15 protein-coding genes, 3 tRNA genes, 1 rRNA gene, 1 other RNA gene and 1 pseudogene are annotated in these 18,106 nt (G+C 51.7%); 9 read left to right on the top strand and 12 right to left on the bottom strand.

All coding sequences use genetic code 11. The annotated features are described in order from the left end of the window. Positions 1 to 83 precede the first annotated feature (83 nt). From G340_RS0114110 to G340_RS0114095, 4 genes are all read left to right on the top strand, one after another. Positions 84 to 158 (top strand) — tRNA-Glu (locus G340_RS0114110). An 87-nt stretch (positions 159 to 245) separates the two neighbouring features. Next, a 5S ribosomal RNA gene (rrf, locus tag G340_RS0114105) occupies positions 246 to 362 on the top strand. Positions 363 to 369: 7 nt separating this feature from the next. After that, positions 370 to 445, top strand: a tRNA-Asn gene (locus G340_RS0114100). 74 nt (positions 446 to 519) lie between these two features. Beyond that, a tRNA-Ile gene (locus G340_RS0114095) sits at positions 520 to 596 on the top strand. Positions 597 to 1,459: 863 nt separating this feature from the next. On the opposite strand, the gene sigK is transcribed toward G340_RS0114095, so the two are convergent. Then, positions 1,460 to 2,146 carry an RNA polymerase sporulation sigma factor SigK gene (gene sigK, locus G340_RS0114085; protein ID WP_020074294.1) on the bottom strand — a complete coding sequence of 229 codons (687 nt, stop codon included), beginning with the start codon at positions 2,144 to 2,146 and terminating at the stop codon, positions 1,460 to 1,462. A gap of 168 nt (positions 2,147 to 2,314) precedes the next feature. Here sigK and G340_RS0114080 point away from each other — a divergent pair, with 168 nt between their 5' ends. The 5 genes and pseudogenes from G340_RS0114080 to G340_RS17150 form a co-directional block, all read left to right on the top strand. After that, positions 2,315 to 2,722, top strand: coding sequence for a Fur family transcriptional regulator (locus G340_RS0114080; protein WP_020074293.1), 408 nt, complete (start codon positions 2,315 to 2,317; stop codon positions 2,720 to 2,722). Between the two features lie 17 nt (positions 2,723 to 2,739). Next, positions 2,740 to 3,579 carry a carbon-nitrogen hydrolase family protein gene (locus G340_RS0114075; RefSeq protein WP_020074292.1) on the top strand — a complete coding sequence of 280 codons (840 nt, stop codon included), beginning with the start codon at positions 2,740 to 2,742 and terminating at the stop codon, positions 3,577 to 3,579. 875 nt (positions 3,580 to 4,454) lie between these two features. Beyond that, positions 4,455 to 4,622: a hypothetical protein gene (locus tag G340_RS18295; RefSeq protein ID WP_020074290.1), complete on the top strand. Its 168-nt coding sequence runs from the start codon at positions 4,455 to 4,457 to the stop codon at positions 4,620 to 4,622. A gap of 281 nt (positions 4,623 to 4,903) precedes the next feature. Continuing rightward, positions 4,904 to 5,074, top strand: a complete 171-nt coding sequence (locus G340_RS18290; protein ID WP_177309674.1) for a hypothetical protein — start codon at positions 4,904 to 4,906, stop codon at positions 5,072 to 5,074. 190 nt (positions 5,075 to 5,264) lie between these two features. Next, positions 5,265 to 5,483: pseudogene (locus G340_RS17150) on the top strand (DUF6809 family protein); the annotation flags it as partial. Positions 5,484 to 5,645: 162 nt separating this feature from the next. On the opposite strand, the gene G340_RS0114050 reads toward G340_RS17150, so the two are convergent. The 11 genes from G340_RS0114050 to G340_RS0114000 all read right to left on the bottom strand — a co-directional run bounded on the left by G340_RS0114050 (position 5,646) and on the right by G340_RS0114000 (position 17,549). Then, on the bottom strand, positions 5,646 to 6,071 hold the full coding sequence (locus tag G340_RS0114050) for a TSUP family transporter (protein ID WP_020074287.1): 426 nt from the start codon (positions 6,069 to 6,071) through the stop codon (positions 5,646 to 5,648). Further along, on the bottom strand, positions 6,071 to 6,490 hold the full coding sequence (locus tag G340_RS0114045; protein WP_326522415.1) for a TSUP family transporter: 420 nt from the start codon (positions 6,488 to 6,490) through the stop codon (positions 6,071 to 6,073). The genes G340_RS0114050 and G340_RS0114045 overlap by 1 nt, the downstream gene beginning before the upstream one ends. Positions 6,491 to 6,538: 48 nt before the next feature. After that, positions 6,539 to 6,730, bottom strand: a non-coding RNA gene (gene ssrS, locus G340_RS17640) — 6S RNA. Between the two features lie 65 nt (positions 6,731 to 6,795). Further along, on the bottom strand, positions 6,796 to 7,113 hold the full coding sequence (locus tag G340_RS0114040; protein ID WP_020074285.1) for a DUF1292 domain-containing protein: 318 nt from the start codon (positions 7,111 to 7,113) through the stop codon (positions 6,796 to 6,798). 1,144 nt (positions 7,114 to 8,257) lie between these two features. After that, positions 8,258 to 8,467, bottom strand: a complete 210-nt coding sequence (locus G340_RS18285) for a hypothetical protein (RefSeq protein WP_177309673.1) — start codon at positions 8,465 to 8,467, stop codon at positions 8,258 to 8,260. Positions 8,468 to 8,590: 123 nt separating this feature from the next. Then, positions 8,591 to 9,661, bottom strand: coding sequence for a hypothetical protein (locus G340_RS0114030; protein ID WP_020074283.1), 1,071 nt, complete (start codon positions 9,659 to 9,661; stop codon positions 8,591 to 8,593). 194 nt (positions 9,662 to 9,855) lie between these two features. Continuing rightward, complete coding sequence (gene mfd, locus G340_RS0114025; RefSeq protein ID WP_020074282.1) at positions 9,856 to 13,317, bottom strand: transcription-repair coupling factor; 3,462 nt, start codon at positions 13,315 to 13,317, stop codon at positions 9,856 to 9,858. Positions 13,318 to 13,425: 108 nt separating this feature from the next. Beyond that, the gene (gene pth, locus G340_RS0114020; RefSeq protein WP_020074281.1) at positions 13,426 to 14,037 is read right to left on the bottom strand and encodes an aminoacyl-tRNA hydrolase; all 612 of its coding nucleotides are present in this window, start codon (positions 14,035 to 14,037) and stop codon (positions 13,426 to 13,428) included. A gap of 340 nt (positions 14,038 to 14,377) precedes the next feature. After that, positions 14,378 to 15,337, bottom strand: a complete 960-nt coding sequence (locus G340_RS0114010; protein WP_009060614.1) for a ribose-phosphate diphosphokinase — start codon at positions 15,335 to 15,337, stop codon at positions 14,378 to 14,380. Between the two features lie 73 nt (positions 15,338 to 15,410). Further along, the gene (locus G340_RS0114005) at positions 15,411 to 16,445 is read right to left on the bottom strand and encodes a sugar phosphate nucleotidyltransferase (RefSeq protein ID WP_020074279.1); all 1,035 of its coding nucleotides are present in this window, start codon (positions 16,443 to 16,445) and stop codon (positions 15,411 to 15,413) included. A 252-nt stretch (positions 16,446 to 16,697) separates the two neighbouring features. Further along, positions 16,698 to 17,549 carry a hypothetical protein gene (locus G340_RS0114000; protein ID WP_326522414.1) on the bottom strand — a complete coding sequence of 284 codons (852 nt, stop codon included), beginning with the start codon at positions 17,547 to 17,549 and terminating at the stop codon, positions 16,698 to 16,700. Between the last annotated feature and the right edge of the window lie 557 nt (positions 17,550 to 18,106).

Below are 18,106 nucleotides of genomic sequence, written 5' to 3'. Positions count from 1 at the left end.
TCCCTGATGGTGCACCAAAAAGAAGTCAGGCAGGGGTCTTTGAGAGGATCTCTGACCTCTGCACCTGGCTAAGGCTGAGATGTGGCCCGTTGGTCAAGCGGTTAAGACACCGGCCTCTCACGCCGGTAACGGGGGTTCGATTCCCCCACGGGTCACCAAAACAATCTTTTGAAGTAGTCGTAAGAAACAGGAAACTGTTTTTACAATATCCGACAGGAAGGCGAAAACCTCCTCTGCGGAACATAGTTGGTGTCGATGACGGTGAGGGTCCACCTGTTCCCATTCCGAACACAGAAGTTAAGCTCATCAGTGCCGAAGATACTTGGCTGGTAACGGCCCGGGACAATAGGATGACGCCAACACTGATATTCCTCAATAGCTCAGCCGGTAGAGCATGCGGCTGTTAACCGCAGGGTCGTTGGTTCGAGTCCAACTTGGGGAGCCAAGCAAATGCAGAGAAGTGCCGCCGCTAAGTCATTAACGGCGGCATTTTTCTACTTTGCAGAGAAAGTTCTATGCGGGCCATTAGCTCAGTTGGTTAGAGCAGCCGGCTCATAACCGGTCGGTCCAAGGTTCGAGTCCCTGATGGCCCACCAAAAAAGGTCACGCCAGACATTTCAAATGTCTGGCGTGACCTTTTTGCTCTATGTCAATAGTTGCTTTACCCTCAAAAGGAAAAACAAAAAGGTAGGAGCAGCGTTAAGCTGCTCCTACCTGCTTCGCGTAGTGGAAGATCTGTGTTCAAGAGCTTCCAAAGGTCTTTTGTATCGTTAAATATTACAAAAATAAATTTTTTTTGAAAAATTTGTAACAAAACAGGGCGCCAAACGGTTATATTAGTGAAGAAAAAAACTAAGGCGTTGACGTAACCATTTAATATTATTATGGACCAGACAATCAGAGGTCGATTGGGTGGACTCCTGGGCCTGTTTCTTGGAAGCTTAATTACTTATAATGGTTGACTTTATGGAACAGATAGGTAGAAAAAAAGGTATCAGCTTATTATTTTTGTGATTTCATGGCTTTTGATTACAGCACTGATCTATTTTGTGTCAGATCCGCATGGAGTGTTCTTTTCTAATTTGTGGGATTGGTAATTAATATTATTCTATTCGTTCTAGTGTTAGCTTATATGTATCATCTTAGAAGAAAATATGGAGCCAACAGTGTTTTATGGAAAGACAAAAAATTTCTTTGCCTTTTTTCTATTATGATCCTTTTGGCGGCAGGAATAGCGATCTTCACAAAGATATTTTAATAATTTTTTTCTTTTACTAACCTCAAAACAGTAAAAGTGCGGGAAAAGCGATTTCGCTTTTCCCGTGCCTTTTCAAAACAGAGAGCATGGTTATGTTTGAACATAAGCAAAATCAAAAATAGAATTGATTCATATTTCCCTTTACTAAGTTAGAGATTTATGGTATAATATGGAATAAATTTTACTTTTCTAACCGGAGCTTTATTTTTCAAATTGCTTGAACAAGGTTCCCAAAGCTTTCTTTTCAATACGCGATACATAAGAGCGGGAAATATCCAGCGCAGACGCGACCTCCCTTTGTGTGAGCGGCGCCTGCCCGTTCAGACCATAGCGCAGCTCAATAATCTTTCTTTCCCTCGGGGAGAGGGATTGGCAAATGTATTTCTTCAGCTGCTCCGATTTTATTTTGCAGTCCAGATTGTCGACAATATTATCCTCCGTAGACATAATGTCGATCAGAGTCAGCGTATTACCATCCTTATCCGTATCGATGGGCTCGTTAAGGGAAATGTCCTGAGCGCTCTTCTTTCCGCTGCGAAAAAACATCAAAACCTCGTTTTCAATACATCGGGCCGCATAGCTTGACAGCCGGATTCCCTTGTCGCTATTAAAGCTGTCAATTGCTTTGATGAGCCCGATTGTGCCTATAGAGATCAGATCCTCCTGATCGTTGAGGTTTGAGTAATACTTTTTTATAATATGGGCAACCAGACGCAGATTGTGCTCAATCAGTTTACTGCGCGCTATTGTGTCGCCGTTTTTCCATCGTTCCAGGTATTCGCGTTCTTCCTGTGCGGAAAGCGGGCGTGGAAACGATCCATTCCCGGTTACGTGCAGCACAAAAAACAGCAAATTGGAAATCGCTTCCCGCAGCAAGGACAGCAACATGCAACATCCCTCTTTTCGGTGTTTTTTGCATTTTATGCGCCCGACAGCCTGTATGTTGCAAGTCCCCGCGATAAAAAAAAATCGGAATCTTTACATTCCGCCAATAACATGATATGATAATCATAAGAAAAATAATGATTATCGTTTTCTTTTGAAAGGATCGTGCTTATGCAAAGACGTCAGAATTTCAGCCGAAAAAGAAAAGCGATTTTGGATGTGGTGATGAATACCGACACCCATCCCACTGCAGAATGGATTTACCAACAGCTCAAGCTGGAGTACCCGGATTTAAGCCTGGGCACCGTATACCGCAATCTTTCCCGCTTCAAAGAAGAGGGCAAGATTGTTAGTGTTGGGGTGGTAAACGGGCAGGAGCGCTTTGATGCAATTGTTGATCCGCACGAGCATTTCATCTGTGAGCAGTGTGGGGCCGTGAAAGATTTGAAATACCAGATTCTGCCGGATTCTGTTGATCAGCAGATGTCGCGCAGCTGCGGGATGCAGGTTCACTCCCACAGCCTGGTGTTTTATGGTGTGTGCCCGGACTGTATGAAAACACAGAGTGAAGCGCGCTGATTTTTCAGGAGGTTTGGATGAGAAAATATCAAATTGGCATTGTGCAGCTGAGTTCCGGTGAGGATAAAAAAGAGAATCTGAACCGGATCTGCGGCTATATTCAGGAGGCCGCTGAAAACGGCGCCCGTCTGGTGGTTTTAACGGAGAATATGAATGTGATCACCAAGGCTTCTCTGCCTGTGTCAGACTTTGCGGAGGACGAGTCCGGGGAAACGTACCAGCGCATTTCCGATACGGCCAAACGCCTTGGGGTCTATCTTCACGGCGGCAGCTGGGCCGAAAAAATCCCGGGAGATTCTCGGGTGTACAACACCAGCTTTTTGTTTTCCCCCAAGGGTGAGCTGCTGGCGAAATACCGCAAGCTGCATACCTTCGATATTGTTCTGCCCACCGGCAAGGCGGTGCGGGAGTCGGAGGAGGTGGCCGCGGGCGACAGTATTGTGACGGTGGAGACGGAGCTGGGCGTGTTTGGGCTGGCCATTTGCTACGACCTGCGCTTCCCGGAGCTTTATCGCCTGATGGCGGAGCGGGGCGCGCAGATTCTGTTCAATCCCTCGAATTTTACCTTGCCCACCGGCAAGGATCATTGGGAACCGCTTCTGCGGGCCAGAGCGATCGAGAACAGCTGCTATATGATCGCCCCTAATCAGATTGGTCGCAATGCTCGTTTGACGGCGTTTGGGAGCAGCATGGTTATCGACCCCTGGGGTACGGTGATCGCCCGCGCAAAGGAAGAGCCGGGCGTAACAATGGCGGAGATTGATCTGGATTACCTCGACCGCGTACGTGCGCGCATGCAGACGCTGGAGAACCGCCGCACGGACATTTACCGGCTGGAAGAGATTTCGCGTTCCTGAGAATGAAAATGAGGATAGAAAAACAGATGCTGTTTCAGGCATCTGTTTTTTTGTTTCGATATTTGGTTGTAAAGGTGGGATTTCATATCCATTTTGAGGGCAAGTTTTTCTTGCGGTTCCCGCACAAGAAATTCTGTTGGCGCAGGGAGTACCCTCGTATAAAGTGGGATTCTTCGTGCTCTTTCCGTATCATTTCTGTGCTTCTCTCATATGTGAATTCTGCTGGCGCAGGGCTTGCCCCTCAGGCCGGGGCGGGCCCTTCCTTTCTTGACGAAAAGAAAGGAAGCAAAGATTCGCCAAGGGGGGAGTTTCGATTCTCTCCCCCTTGGAACCCCCACTCAATGACCAAAGGCGCTGCCTTTGGAAACCGAGAGAAGCTCCCGCTCTGGTTCTGTTTTCACGCACAGGCACAGCCTGCGCGTGAGGCGAGTGCGTAAGGAAAGCTTTCACGTCTGCAGCTGATACGGAAAGTGCTCTCAAGCCAACAAAAAAATGCGGCGAAGCCGCATTCCAAAAACTGCGAGCCAACGAGAGCGCTCTGAAACTGCCCGCCGACGGACGAATCGCTAAGCTTTTGATTTGCTGTTGCCAGGAGAGTGGGCAGTTTCATTGGAGCGCTTTACAGATGGCTTTTGTTGGTGCAGTCAGGGTTTGTTCCCCAAACGGATTCCAAAGGTGTCCTTTGGCGAGCCTTTGCTTACTTTCGCCTCGTAGCGAAAGATAGTGCTCGCCCCGGCACGAGGGGCATGCCCTGCGCCAGCAGAATTTATATACGGAAGAAATTCCGCTAAAAAGTTTTTATTCGCTTTCAAACAGTCTTGATTTTTGTCGGTAAAAACTCTACAATACTTTTCTCGGTAGAAAGGAGGGGGTGTGTGCCGACTAAAAAAATGGGGCGGCCCACCGATGAACCAAAGCCAATTCGCCTGGACATTCGTATTAGTGAAAATGATGCTAAAATACTGGATGATTATTGCACGCGAACAGGAAAGAAACGGCCTGAGGCGATTCGGGACGGGATCAAATCGCTCAAAGAAAAATAAAAAGGAAGCGGCGCTCCGTCGGTAAGGATTTACGCCACTTCCCTCAATCAACAGATGCCCAAAAGCACATGCTGCGTAAATAGTATACCATGCGCTGTCATCCCTTTCAAGGCACTGTTGAAAATGATCCATATAAACATTATCGTGACCCTATTGACTTTTATCCATACAACACAACAATACACTAGAACGTTGAATATATTTATTGGCGGTAATTTAATATTTGACTTTTTGGCGGTATTTAATTATAATGATATTATTGGCAAAGAAAGGAGGCTGGCATGCCAAAAAAAGCAAGAGGGCGACCGGTTTCAGATAATCCCAAGACCTTACGTGTTGATGTACGCCTGACCGAAGAAGAACTGCGTTTACTCGATGAGTATTGCGAACAAAAAGGCGTTTCACGTCCACAAGGATTACGTGACGGTATTTATGCTCTCAATAAAAAATGAAAGGAAGCGGCGGTCACCGACTAAAGTAAGACGCCACTTCCTCCAAACCAACAGATGCCCGAAAGCACATGCGGCGTAAATAGTATAGCATGCGCTGTCATTCCTTTCAAGAGATCTGTTGGAAACGATAAGGAAAGGATGAATTGTAATGACCAGCATTTTAGAAGAATAATCTTTCCGGTACGATTCCGATTACGAAGAGGTCATGCGGGTACTGTCCCTAAATGAGGAGCGCCTTCTTGCAAGGCTGAACGAAGAGGAGAAAAGACTGTTTGAAAACTATATAGGGACCCAGAAAGAACTAAACAAGCTCACAGCCGTCGGCAATCTGGTTTATGGCTATCGGCTTGGACTTACCATGACGGCCGAAGCCTTTGTCGGGATGGAGGATTTGTTTCAAAACGGATAAACAGATGAACATAAAGGCGTTCCGCCCGGAACGGCAGCTTTGTCTGTGCGGAACGCCCTGTAACCAAAACAGTAAATCCCTCCCGGAGCAAGTCCGGGAGGGATTTTTCATAACCGGAGTTCCGGCTGAATATCATTCAACAGAGACAACGTAAAAGCAAGACTATTTTTCAGCCCTATGATTGCCGCATTTCTCTTTCTCTTCTTCTTTCTTCTTTTCTTCCCTGGGTGGGGGATTTTTTGCAAATAACTCCCGTACGCCGATGAAAAGCAGCATCACGCCGAAAATCCGCCGCAGCCAGACAACGTCCAGCCAGCCAGAAAGATAGACGCCGCCCAGCGCGCCCACAAGGCCCGCAGCGGCTGCTGACAGAGCGGTGCGAAAATCGATCAGCCCCTTGCGCACATAGCAAAACAAGGCCAGCACGGCGCAGGGGATAAACAGGATCAGGTTGATTCCCTGAGCGGCGCGTTGATCCAGGCCGGCAATCAGTGTTAAATAAATGATGAGCACGCCGCCGCCGCCCATTCCCATTGAGCCCAGAATGCCCGAAAGCAAACCGGCCAAAGCCATCCATATCCATTCCATCAGAACAGCATCCTCCACGCGGCCCACAGCATCAGCGCGCCGAACAGGCGGCGCAGCAGCATTCTGTTCAGCCGGGGCAGCGCCCACGAGCCGACCACGGAGCCGGCCAGCATCCAGGGTAGGTATGGCAGTGCCTGCCCGATCGTCACGCTGCCGCGGAATAAGTACAGCCCGGCGCTCAAGACGCAGATCGGCAGAATCACCGCGACGGAGGTTGCGTGGCTTTTTACGACAGGCAGGCCCGATTTTCTCAGCATGGGCACGATTACCATGCCGCCGCCCGCACCCAAGAGGCCGTTTGCCACGCCCGCCAGAAGGCCGCCCAGCACACGAAAGGTTCGTTTCATACCGCCACTCCTTTGCGGCTTATTTTGCCCCAAAAAGAGCGAAAAACACGCAAAGCGCGGTGCGCAAAACACAAAAACGCCCCCGCAGCAAAAAATGCTGCAGGGGCTGATTCTTGTTATAAATGGCCCGCCTGGCCGTAACGAGCGAAAAAAACCTGCTACTCTAACAGCAGGTGGGTGCCCTCCCAACGCTTTCATGCTCCCTTCTTCCGGCCAAAGGCCGGGAGGTCTGCAATCCGCCGCCGGAGCCGGGCTCCCGATTCAAACATTGTAGGGCTAATTTGCATCGGTCCACGCACCAGGCAGGAAGAACATTTTCTTGTTCCTGCAAGCATTAGTATAACAGAAAATCACCAAAAATAATTCCGTTAAAGAAATTATTCGTCACTTTCGTCAGAAATATCTTCCTCTTCGTCATACAATTCGTCAAAGCGGCTTTCAAAAAGCTCCGCCAGCTTATCCAGCAGATCCTCGTCCTCCACCTCTGCCAGCTGCTGCTCGCCGTCCTGTTCGATTGCTTCAAAAATATAGTAAGTGCCTTCAGATTCCACGCTGTCCTGCGGGTTGTCAAAGGTGGGGAGCAAAGCATAGAAGCAGCCGTCTTCGTTGTCGATTACGTCCAGCACTTCAAATTCATGCTCGTTTCCTTCGTCGTCCACCAGAGTCAGAACATCTGGGCCGAATTCTTCGTTCATATCGTCATCTCCTTATTCTGTTAAAAGGTATCATTATTGTACCGTTGTTCCAGGGGGAAGTCAATAAAAAATTTCTTTGAAATAAAAACGACATAATTTTTATCAATTAAAAGAAAAAACTATTGACATTTACCCAACGGGTGTTATAATATAATTGCAAAGGGAAAGGATATTGGTAGCAGGCGAATCAGAAAAAACAGCTTCGGCGGTTTTGTTCTGATAAAAAGCTTCAGGTGCCGCCACAAAAATGGCTGCATAAGGGGCTTTGCGGAAGTGACGCCTGGGATCAACATTCGTTTGAAAGGGGTGAGTCCAATGGTACAAGAAGAAACGCAGCACCAGTCGGTCGGTCTGTTGGGCTTAGACTGCCTGGGATGCAAAGCTTGTTCGCATCATTCAAACAGAAAGGGTTGAGTCCTAAATATCAGGTTACGTCAGTCACCGCGAATTCGGTTATCAATTGCTTGGAACCGATCCGGCGGGGTGGCCGCTGGGAATCACGTGGAAGTGCTCCCGTGTTCCGTATTTGGCTCCCGAAAGACCTCTCAGTAGTGGGTAATGTGTTTCCAATGTTCCCTTAGGGTACCTTTCTTTAAAGGGTTTTATTCCAGAAATAATTGTTACAGGGCATTTTGTAAACGGAAAGTGATTCCCAATAGAACTGAAGGGATTGCAGTACGACGTATTAGTTGGTGTGATAAGATTCGGACCAATGCGTTTGAAATCGTAGCGGTGCAAAGCAAGATAAAATTGATATTGTTTACCATACAGAGGGGCTGTGACGGAATCGTCGCAGCCCTTTTTCATACATTAAAATAGAGGCAGGATGCCTGCTTCTTCACTGATCTTAAATCTGGGCGGTGATTCCTTGAATTGGGAAAATTTGAAAAAGCAAAGCTGCATTCTGCCGTTTTACGTTTTCTCTGTGATTGTTTTCCAGCTTTTCTTTCTGGCAACAATGATTTTCTTCTACGACAGTATCATTGTGGTGAGTCCTTTTTTTAAAACGCTTAGCCGGGAGTATTGGAATTGGTATTTAAATTACCGTTCGCCGTATTCCAATGAAACCACAATGATCTCGGTGGTTTATATTTTGAAGGCAATATTCAGTTTTCTCTTTATCATAGGATTTCTATACCTTTTATCAGACAAAAAGAATAGGACGGTGATCGGGAAAAAGAATTTTTTTCTTGCGGGCGGTGTTGGAATGCTGGTTTATTTTGTCTTCTTTTTCTGGATCAAATATCAGGCGGTACATTATCGACTGTTCATGTCGTTGTTTCGACGGAACTTCTTTCTCTGACGATGGCTTATCTGCTTTGGCGTCTGAAAAAAGAAGGCCGCCTGCGGGCACAGACGATGGACGGCGGGCAGGTATAGATTCTGCCTTGCTTTCATCATCTTAGGATATTTCAAAAAAGCTTCCCTCTTCGGTTGAGGGAAGCTTTTTTGTGTTTCGAGAATATAAGAGCTTCAATCAGCCGGCGGTGGAAGAGCTGCCGGTTTCTTTCGGAACGAACATGGTGGGTTGGTACGAATCGATCGCCTTCTGGTTGACGGTGATATCCTTGGATGCCTCGGCAAGCTTCGTCATCTCATCTTCAAATTCCTGATGCTTCATGTTGCCCAGAACCTCGGAACGGGTGCTTTCGTTTGAAATCTGCGTGGTGGTCTTTTTCGTCACGTCGTTTTTCACGACAAGCAGCGCGGCGCTCACGGTGGAGAGCGTAATGGTTTTGGCCTCGCCGGCTTTCATGCCTTTCACCAGCGAGATCAGGTCGGTGGGGTAGCCGGATTCCTCGTTGAGCAGCGTTGTCACGTTCTGGGAGGGAGCGTACTCGAGGTTCAGCTTTTTCTGCGCCGCGGTGGAAACCGCGTCGAAGGTGGTGCTGCCCTTGTTCAGAGCGGCGGCCTGATCGTCGAGGAACTGCTTGTACTCCTTTTCGGTCTTTTCATCCAGCGCGGCATACGTGGTGGGGTTGTACAGCGGGATCATCACATAGGAAAAATCGGTGTAGTTTTTTTCAAAATATGCCTTCAGATCGGCGTCGCTGACAGCCTTGGAGCCTTTTGCCCCATAGATCGCATTGAACACCTTGGAAGATTTGGTGTTGAATTCTGCGGTGGCCATCGAGAAGGATTCCTTCGAGATGCCGTAGCCCTCCAGCGTGTCTTTGTAAGAGGACCACTGGCTGGTCGCCGTGCTGTCAATCTCTTTTTTCTCCGCGTCGGTCAGAGAAAGCTTCAGCTCTTTCATCTTATCGTCAATCACGAACAGCAGCTTGGTGTAATCCAGCGCCTTCTTCTTGATCCACTGGGTAGCGTCGGTATTTTCGATCTTCTGCTCCAGAATCGGCTTTGTGGAATCCTCCGCTTTGGTGGAAGCATTCTGGTAGGCCAGATATTCATAATAGATATATACGCCGATGGGGAGGGTTTTCTCATTTGTCTTGGCAGCCCAGGTCTTGTCCGGTCCCGAGCAGGCCGTCATGCCTGTCAGCATCGCAACGCAAAGAAGAGATGCCGTCAGTCTTTTCAGAAAATTCATACGTCACACTCCGATTTCTTGAAATTCATGGCTGTAATCAATAACACTTTAAGAGCGATTTTCTTTTCCGACGCAAACGGAGGGAGAAACAAAATCATCCATTCGGGGGCATCTTAAAGTGACATTACTATAAACTATACACGCAGAAAAAGCCTTTGTCCAGTCATTGATGGAAATCTCATCCAGCCGGGGCGTCAGTCCTTTGTGTCCTGCATGGCGCGCAGAGCCTCCCGCAGGGTTTCGAGCGGAGACGCTCCCTTGGCCTCGCGCACGCTGATATACGGCTTTGAGCCCGCGCTGAGCATCACTCGCGAGCGCAGGGCGCTGATCATGGAGGAAATGCGCTTCATGTCCACGTGCTCCACAAACAGCAAAAGCGTTTGGCCCTGCTGCTTGATCTCGTGCACGCCCAGCGAGGCCGCCGTGTTGCGCAGCAGCGCCACATCGATCAACCCGCGAACGGAGGCCGGCGGCTCGCCGAAACGGTCGATCAGCTCGTCGAGCACGTCGCTCGCGTCGTCGTCGCCGCGAATATCCGCAATGCGGCGGTAAATTTCCAGCCTTTGGTTTAAGTTTTCGATATATTCCTCCGGAATATGCGCCTCAATCTGCAAATCCACCAAACATTCTCCCGGCGGCGGTGCTTCGCCCTTTTCCTGGCTTACGGCTTCCCCGAGCAGCTTTAAATACAGGTCGTAGCCGACGGCTTCCATGTGGCCGTGCTGCTCGCCGCCGAGGATGTTGCCCGCGCCGCGGATCTCAAGATCGCGCATCGCGATTTTAAAGCCGGAGCCGAACTCGGTGAACTCGCGGATGGCCGAAAGGCGCTTCTGCGCGATTTCAGAAAGCACCTTGTTTCGGGTAAAGGTAAGGTAAGCGTAGGCACGGCGCGACGAACGCCCCACGCGCCCGCGCAGCTGGTGCAGCTGTGAAAGACCCATGCGGTCGGCGTTGTCGATGATGAGCGTGTTTGCGTTCGGCACATCCACGCCGGTTTCGATGATCGTGGTGCAGACCAGCACGTCGATTTCCTGATCCACCAGGCGGCGCCAAACCTCCGAGAGCTCGTTTTCGCTCATTTTGCCGTGACCGATGCCGATGCGCGCTTCGGGGATGAGGGCCTGCAGCGTGGCGCTGACACGGTCGATGGTGCCGATGTCGTTGTGCAGGTAGTACACCTGCCCGCCGCGCCGCAGCTCCCGGCGGATGGCGTCCGCCAGAATGCCGTTGTCGTGCTCGAGCACATAGGTCTGTACCGGGTGGCGGTCGTGCGGGGCCTCCTCAATCACAGACATGTCGCGGATGCCCGAAAGGGCCATGTTCAGCGTGCGGGGAATCGGAGTTGCGGAGAGCGTCAGCACATCCACGTTCTTGCAAAGCTCCTTGAGCTTTTCCTTCTGGGCCACGCCGAAGCGCTGCTCCTCGTCGATGATGACCAGTCCCAGGTCGCGGAAGCGCACGTCCTTTGAAACCAGCCGGTGCGTGCCAACCACAAAATCGACCTCGCCGCGCTTGAGGCGGTTCAGAATGTCCTCCTGCTGTTTGGGCGTGCGAAAACGGGACAGAAGCTCCACCCGCACGGGGAAGCCCTCCATCCTCTTGGTGATCGTCTGATAATGCTGCCACGCCAGAATGGTGGTGGGCACGAGCATGGCGCACTGCTTGGAATCGCTGACGCACTTGAACGCGGCGCGCAGGGCCACCTCCGTTTTGCCGAAGCCCACGTCGCCGCACAGCAGGCGGTCCATGGGGGCTTCGCGTTCCATATCGGCCTTGATTTCTTCAATGCAGCGCAGCTGATCCTCGGTCTCCTCAAATTCAAAGTGGGATTCAAAGTCGTGCTGCCATTCCGTATCCGCGGCGAACGCATGGCCTTTGGCGTTCATGCGCTGCGCGTAGAGCTTGATCAGCTCCTTCGCCATATCCTTTACGGCGGAGCGGACGCGCGCCTTGGTCTTCTGCCAGTCGGAGCCGCCCAGACGGTGCAGGCGCACCTGTGCGTCCTCTCGCGGGCCGATGTATTTCGATACCAGATCGAGCTGCGTTACCGGCACGTACAGCGTGTCATTTTTGGCGTAGCGCAGCTTGAGGTAGTCCTTGACAATGCCCTGCATGCTGATTTTGTGAATGCCCTCGAACACGCCGATTCCGTGTGAGGAATGCACCACGTAATCGCCGGGGTTCAGGTCGGAGAGACTGTAGATTTCCTGGCTGTTTTTCGAGCGCTTGCTGCGGCTCTGTTTGCGCTGGGAGAGCAGACGCCCGTGGGTGATGAGCCCGAAGTGGGCGCCGGGGTATTCCATACCGGCGGAAAGACCGCCTTCCGTCACGATGACCTGCCCGGGCGAAAGCTGCTGCGGGTCGGCAAGATACACGGCGTTTACGCCCTGATTCTGCAGGTCGGCGGCGGTGTTCTGCGCCGCGCGTTCGCTCCCGGCCAGAACCACGCAGCACCAGTGGTTGTGTAGCATCGCCTGCACGTCCTCGGTCAAAAGCTGCATGCTGCCGCTCCATACCGAATTCTGGCGCACGTTCATATTTTCCAGCACGCGTACCGGGGTTTCGTAGCTGCCGCGCGCAAAAGCATCCAGATAGATCGCGCCGAGAGAAATAAATTGCTCCAGCGCGTACTGCCAGTCTTCGCTATAGGTGTCGAGCCCGCGGCACAAAATGCCGTGGGAAAGGTAGTCCTTTAAATCTTCGCCCCACTGCCATAGCGAAGTGCGGACCTTTTCCTTGTTTTTGACCGGCTCTGAAACAAACAGCAGAGTGTTTTCGTCCGCATAATCAAATACGGTGGCAGGCTTGTCATAAAGAAAGGGAATAAATTTATCCGTGCAGCCCAGCATGGCCCCGGCAAAGAGCTTGTCGGCCTCGGCCTCCAGAATCTCGCGGGCGGCGGCCGCCGTTTTGCCGCGCAGGGTCGCGGCGTGGCGTCGGATTTTTTCCGCCAGCACGGCCGGATGTTCGATCAGCGCTTCTACCGAAGGGGCGATCGTGATCTCGTCAATGGAGGAGGTACGGCGCTGCGTTTCGCGGTCGAAGAACGACAGCGTGTCGATCTCGTCGCCCCAGAATTCCACGCGAACGGGATGCTCCGCGTCGGGCGTGAAAAAGTCGAGAATGCCGCCGCGCAGCGCAAACTGACCGGTACCCTCGATCTGGTCGGCGCGCTCATATCCGCACGAGACCAGAATGCTCACGACCGCTTCCGGCGTGATCTGCTGGGCGGTGCGCAGCGTAACGGTGCGCCGCCGCAGCTCTTCGGGCGGCAGCGTATATTGAAGGGCGGCGTCCATGCAGAAGATGACGCAGTCGCAGCCGCCGGTCAGGTAGCACGAGAGCGCGTGCAGGCGCTGATGCTCGTATTCGTGCGAGCTGCCCTGTGTATCGCGGAAGTTGAAATCGCGCAGGGGATACAGCGCTGGGCGCATGCCCATGGCGGTCAGGTCGTCGAAAAGGCGCTGCGCTTCCGCTTCTTCAGAGGCAGCAACAAAGGCTCTGCGTCCGTTCAGGGCGCAGAGCGAATAGATGATATTGGCCTTGTGGATCCCCGAGAGCCCTGTGACGGCTGCCGGGAGTGACTTGGATGTTACAGCCTGATCCAGCGCGGAGAATTCCTTCAGCGCGCTGACGGCGGTGGTGAGAAATTTCATGGAAAGCTCCTTGCATTACGGAAAAAGATCATCCGGATTCGCTTCCTTATTCAGAATACGAAACCAAACAGGAAAAGTCGGTCGGATTTTGCGGCGGAGCGAACGGTTTCAGGAATTAAACCGGTTCATGGCCTCGTCGGTTTTTCCCTGCACCATCAGTTCGAGTGCCTGGATCGCGTGGTCGATGGCCTCGCTCAGGTTTTTCGCCTCCTGCGCAGAAAAGGTGGAAAGCACCCAGTCTGCCAGATTCCACTCGGGATTCGGCTTGGCGCCGATGCCCATCTTTATGCGCGGGAACGCGTCGCTGCCCGAAAGATAGATGATATTCTTCATTCCGTTCTGCCCGCCGTCGCTGCCCTTGCGGCGAATGCGCAGGTGGCCCGGCGCGAGCGAAATATCATCGAATACGATGATCACCTGCTCAGGGGGAAGCTTGTAAAATCGCATGGCCTCGGTCACGCTTTGTCCGCTCAGGTTCATAAAGGTGGAGGGCTTGAGTAGCAGCACCTTTTTTCCGCCGAACGTCGCTTCGGCACACAGACCCTTGAATTTCAGGCGGTCGATTTTCACGCCCAACGTTTCAGCCAGGCGATCCAGCACCATATAGCCGGTGTTATGCCGGGTCTGCTCGTACTGCCGCCCGGGGTTGCCAAGGCCGACAATGATTGCCTGTACGGGGCCGGGGATGACCGCGGGCCGGGAAAAGATCGATTTAAGCATGATGACACCTCTGCTGGAAGAAATTCTGGAAAAGGCTTATGGCGGGACGGAAAGATTCCGCCCCGCCAGACCGCCGAAAAGGAGTACAACCGTAATAGAATGAACCGTTTTGCTTTTTGTGCCGCTGTATGCCCGCAGGATGGTTTTACTCAGCAAAGGTCAGCCGCGTCCAAACAAGGAGGTTCCTGCCTTTGCCGCGTTTGCCGCCTTGCAGTTTCAGCGGCCTGCAGATTCAGGCTCGGCGGGACGGAAAAAATTCCGTCCCGCCTGAATCAGCTTTGTATCAAAAATGGGGCAGAGCGTACCCCTGCCCCGCATCCGGCTTTCCGCCTGTGCAGAATCACACAAACATAGGGGAAACCGGTTTGTCTTCGTAAATGCGCTCAATGGCTTCTGCAAACAGGGGAGCCACCGGCAGAATCGTAAAGTTCGGCAGACGCTTTTCTTCCGGTACCGGAACGGTATCCAGCAGGATCAGCTCGGAAATACAGCTGTTCTTGATGCGCTCCACCGCGGGGCCGGAAAGCACGCCGTGTGTTGCGCAGGCAGTCACTTCGATCGCTCCGCCGACTTCCACCAGAGCGGTGGCGGCGTTGCACAGAGTGCCGGCAGTATCGATCATGTCGTCTACCAGAATGACTTTTTTGCCGCGAACGTCGCCGATGATGTTCATGACTTCGGATACATTGGCTTTCTGGCGGCGCTTGTCGATAATCGCAAGCGGGCTGCCGATGCGGGCGGCAAAATTGCGGGCACGGGTAACAGAGCCGAGGTCGGGGGAAACCACGACATAATCATCGCTGTTGTTGCCCACTCTGTCTTTCAGGAAAGAAGAGAGAATCGGAGCCCCCAGCAGATGATCCACGGGAATGTTGAAGAACCCCTGAATCTGAGGTGCGTGCAGATCCATGGTAAGGATCCGGTCGGCTCCGGCGGTGGTGATCAGATCAGCCACCAGCTTTGCGGAAATCGGGTCGCGGGCCTTGGCCTTACGGTCCTGGCGGGCATAGCCGAAGTACGGAATAACCGCGGTGATACGGGCGGCCGAAGCACGCTTCATCGCGTCGATCATGATGAGCAGCTCCATGATGTTGTTGTTTACCGGCGCGCAGGTCGACTGCACAATAAAACAGTCCGAGCCGCGAACAGATTCAAACAACGACATGGCAATTTCCCCGTCGCTAAAGGTAGAAACCTCTGATTTCCCCATGGGCAGGCTAAGGCAATCTGCAATTTGCCGGGCGACTTGCGGGCTTGCGTTCGCCGCGAAAATCTTGATATCCTTACCATGAAAATTCATTGAAAAAATCCCCCTAAACAGTTTGGCCGCCAAACGGCGGCGGTTTATAGACGTTAGTGTATCAGTACGCGCTTTAGGCGCGCAGAGTGGTGAATGGGTCAGGCGTTTGTTCGTCTTTCAGGGTAATGCCGCGGCACTGCACATTTTGCAGCACGCAGCGGTCTCCGGCGGTGGTGTCCTCCAGCAGAGCGTTGGGGCCGACGATGCAGCCCGCGCCGATGCAGGTGCGGCCGGTCAAAATGCTGCCGGGCAGAATTTTGGTATCGGGTCCCACGGTTACGTCGGGCCCGATGAGAATGCCGTCCGGGCAGGGAATATCGACTCCATCAGCCATCAAACGCAGTAAAACATTCTGTTTGGCGATCGAGTTCAGTTCAGAAAGCTGCTTTCGGTCATTCGCGCCCAGCACGACATTGCTGTCACCGGTTAAAAATGCGCCGGCGCGCTGGTCACGCGAAAGGAGCAGCCGTATCGCATCGGGCAGGTAATACTCGCCCGTGCTGTTCTTATTTTGGATATCGTGCAGCACCGAAAGCAGACTGTCTACCCGGAACCAGTAAGCCCCCGAGTTGATCTCCCGAATCCGCTTTGTCGGCGCGTCGGCTTCTTTTTCTTCTACAATGGCACGTAAAGCACCCGTTTTGCTGTCGCGCACGATGCGTCCGTACCCGAACGGGTCGGTCGGCTCTGCGGAAATCACCGTAACGGCCTGTCCTCTTTCCATATGCTCCGCCAGGGCAGAGCGGATGGTTTCGGGGTCAAGAAACGGCGCGTCGCCGCTCAAAATCAGTACGTTTGTGCCGCTGTGGCTGCGCAGGAACTGCTCCGCCATCATAACGGCGTGCGCGGTGCCTTTCTGCTCCGCCTGAAACACATGCTCAAAAGGAGCGGTACGCTGCTTTGTTTTGGCTAAGCCATCCAAAAAGGATTCCACTTCGCTGTGCAGGTGCCCGGTTACGACGCATACGTTTGAAACTCCGGCGCCTTCCACAGCGTCGATCACCCACTCGAGCATGGGCTTGAACAAAACCTGACACAATACCTTGGGCCCTTGGGACTTCATCCGCTTTCCCTCACCCGCCGCAAGGATAATGGCACAGTTTTCCATAGTGAATCCTCCGTCAGTTTCGCAAATAATCATACGGTATTATTATCGCATATCATCAAAATTTTTCAAGACCTATTTTGTTGTTTTGTTAAAAGATTGTTTCTATTGCGTTAGAAAAAAGACGATTTCTATTCTCTTTTTAGAGAAAATCTGCACTTTACTTCTTTTAAAGCAAAGTGCAGATTTCACAGAGAGGAATTCCACTGTTTCGGGCAGATGAAATTCCTCCAATATTTCATTTTAGCAATACAATTATTTCACGATGGAAATGGTGGTGCTGGCAGTTTTTTCGCCGTTGATGTATACGCCGCCATACTGGCCGGCTTTTCCGACCGCTTTTACCAGGTACAGATAGTCGCTGCCGCGCTTGCCGTTAAAAGTGACTTTAAAAGAGCTGCCCGCCACGTTAAAGGTGGGTTGCTTGCCGTTGAGAGAAGTGATCTTGAACTGGTAAACGCCGTTGGCTTTTATGTTCAGGTGCTTGCCGGTATCGCTCTTGTAGGTACCAGTCGCAGCAGGGGCCACAACCGGTGTGGTGGTGGGCTGGGTTGTGCCGGTCACCTGAGAGGACGAAGCGGGAGCGGAGGAATCAACATAGAAATAAGCGTAGAAGGTTTCGGGATTTTCACCCTTGGAGTTTACCACGCTGGTCTGAATAGCGATCAGTTTTCCAGCGGATGCGGCCGGAATCGTATAGGAAGTTCCGCCGTTCTGCAGAGAAATGGAATCCTGCTCCTCTGCAAAAGCGCCGCCGCTGTTCTTGGCGAAATAATTCACGGTTGTGTGGGTAGACCCTGCAAACTGATATCCTGCAGCAGGAGCAACCGAAAGAACGGCTCCGACAGGAACAGCGGCGTAAGAGATTTCCTTCTGCTTGACAGCGTCAACAAAGACGAGGTCGCCCTCGCCGTTTACCTGGGGTACCGATTCCACAAACGACAAGGTTTCTGTCTTCTGAGCGGTTACGGAAGAGGCTGAAAAAGTGCCGTACTCAAAATTGGTCTGCTTGACGCTGTCCGCGCCCAAAAATCCGCCGATGTAACCCGGTACAGCCGTTGCTGCGAATGCAGTTGCAGAAACACTTACCGCCATTGCTGTTGCCAAAAATGCGGTTATTATTCTTTTTTTCATGTAGATTCCACCTCTTATTTTGTTTGTTGTTTATTTCAGTACAATTCATTTGCCGGAGTTTTGCGGCGCACAGGCTTGTGTTTGGCGAATCAAAGAGATTGGAAAGGCCGCCATATGTAAGATACCGCTGTTCGGGCCTCCTTCCTCGAAAAATCAGTTTGCGGCGAATGAATTGTCGGTGCGCTGGTGCGACCTGCGGGAAGGGTGTTAGCCCGCGCCGGAACATAAAAAAGGACGCGGTAAGACGGAATTTCTTCACGTCACAAGCGTCCTGAAAAACAAGTACCAGCAAATATGACTGCAAGCGGTATTCCAACGGGGCGTAAAAATGGGTCTGCCGGTTGCAGGAGTTCACTGTGCGATTTCCTGATCTCTTGTTGGTGAAGACGGCGGCCCCGTATTGCTACAGAAAGAGCGGGGAATGCTCTCTCTTGTTTTGTACCGAGCTTTTTGGTAGTTTTATTTCCAGATTATACCACACCGTTCTTTCCCTCTGCAATAGGTGAAATCACTTTTTTCTCGTTATGATG

Origin of the sequence: Faecalispora sporosphaeroides DSM 1294 (assembly GCA_000383295.1) — a bacterium.
Classification (GTDB): Bacteria; Bacillota; Clostridia; order Oscillospirales; family Acutalibacteraceae; genus Faecalispora; species Faecalispora sporosphaeroides.
This window is presented reverse-complemented; position numbering and strand designations above follow the sequence as displayed.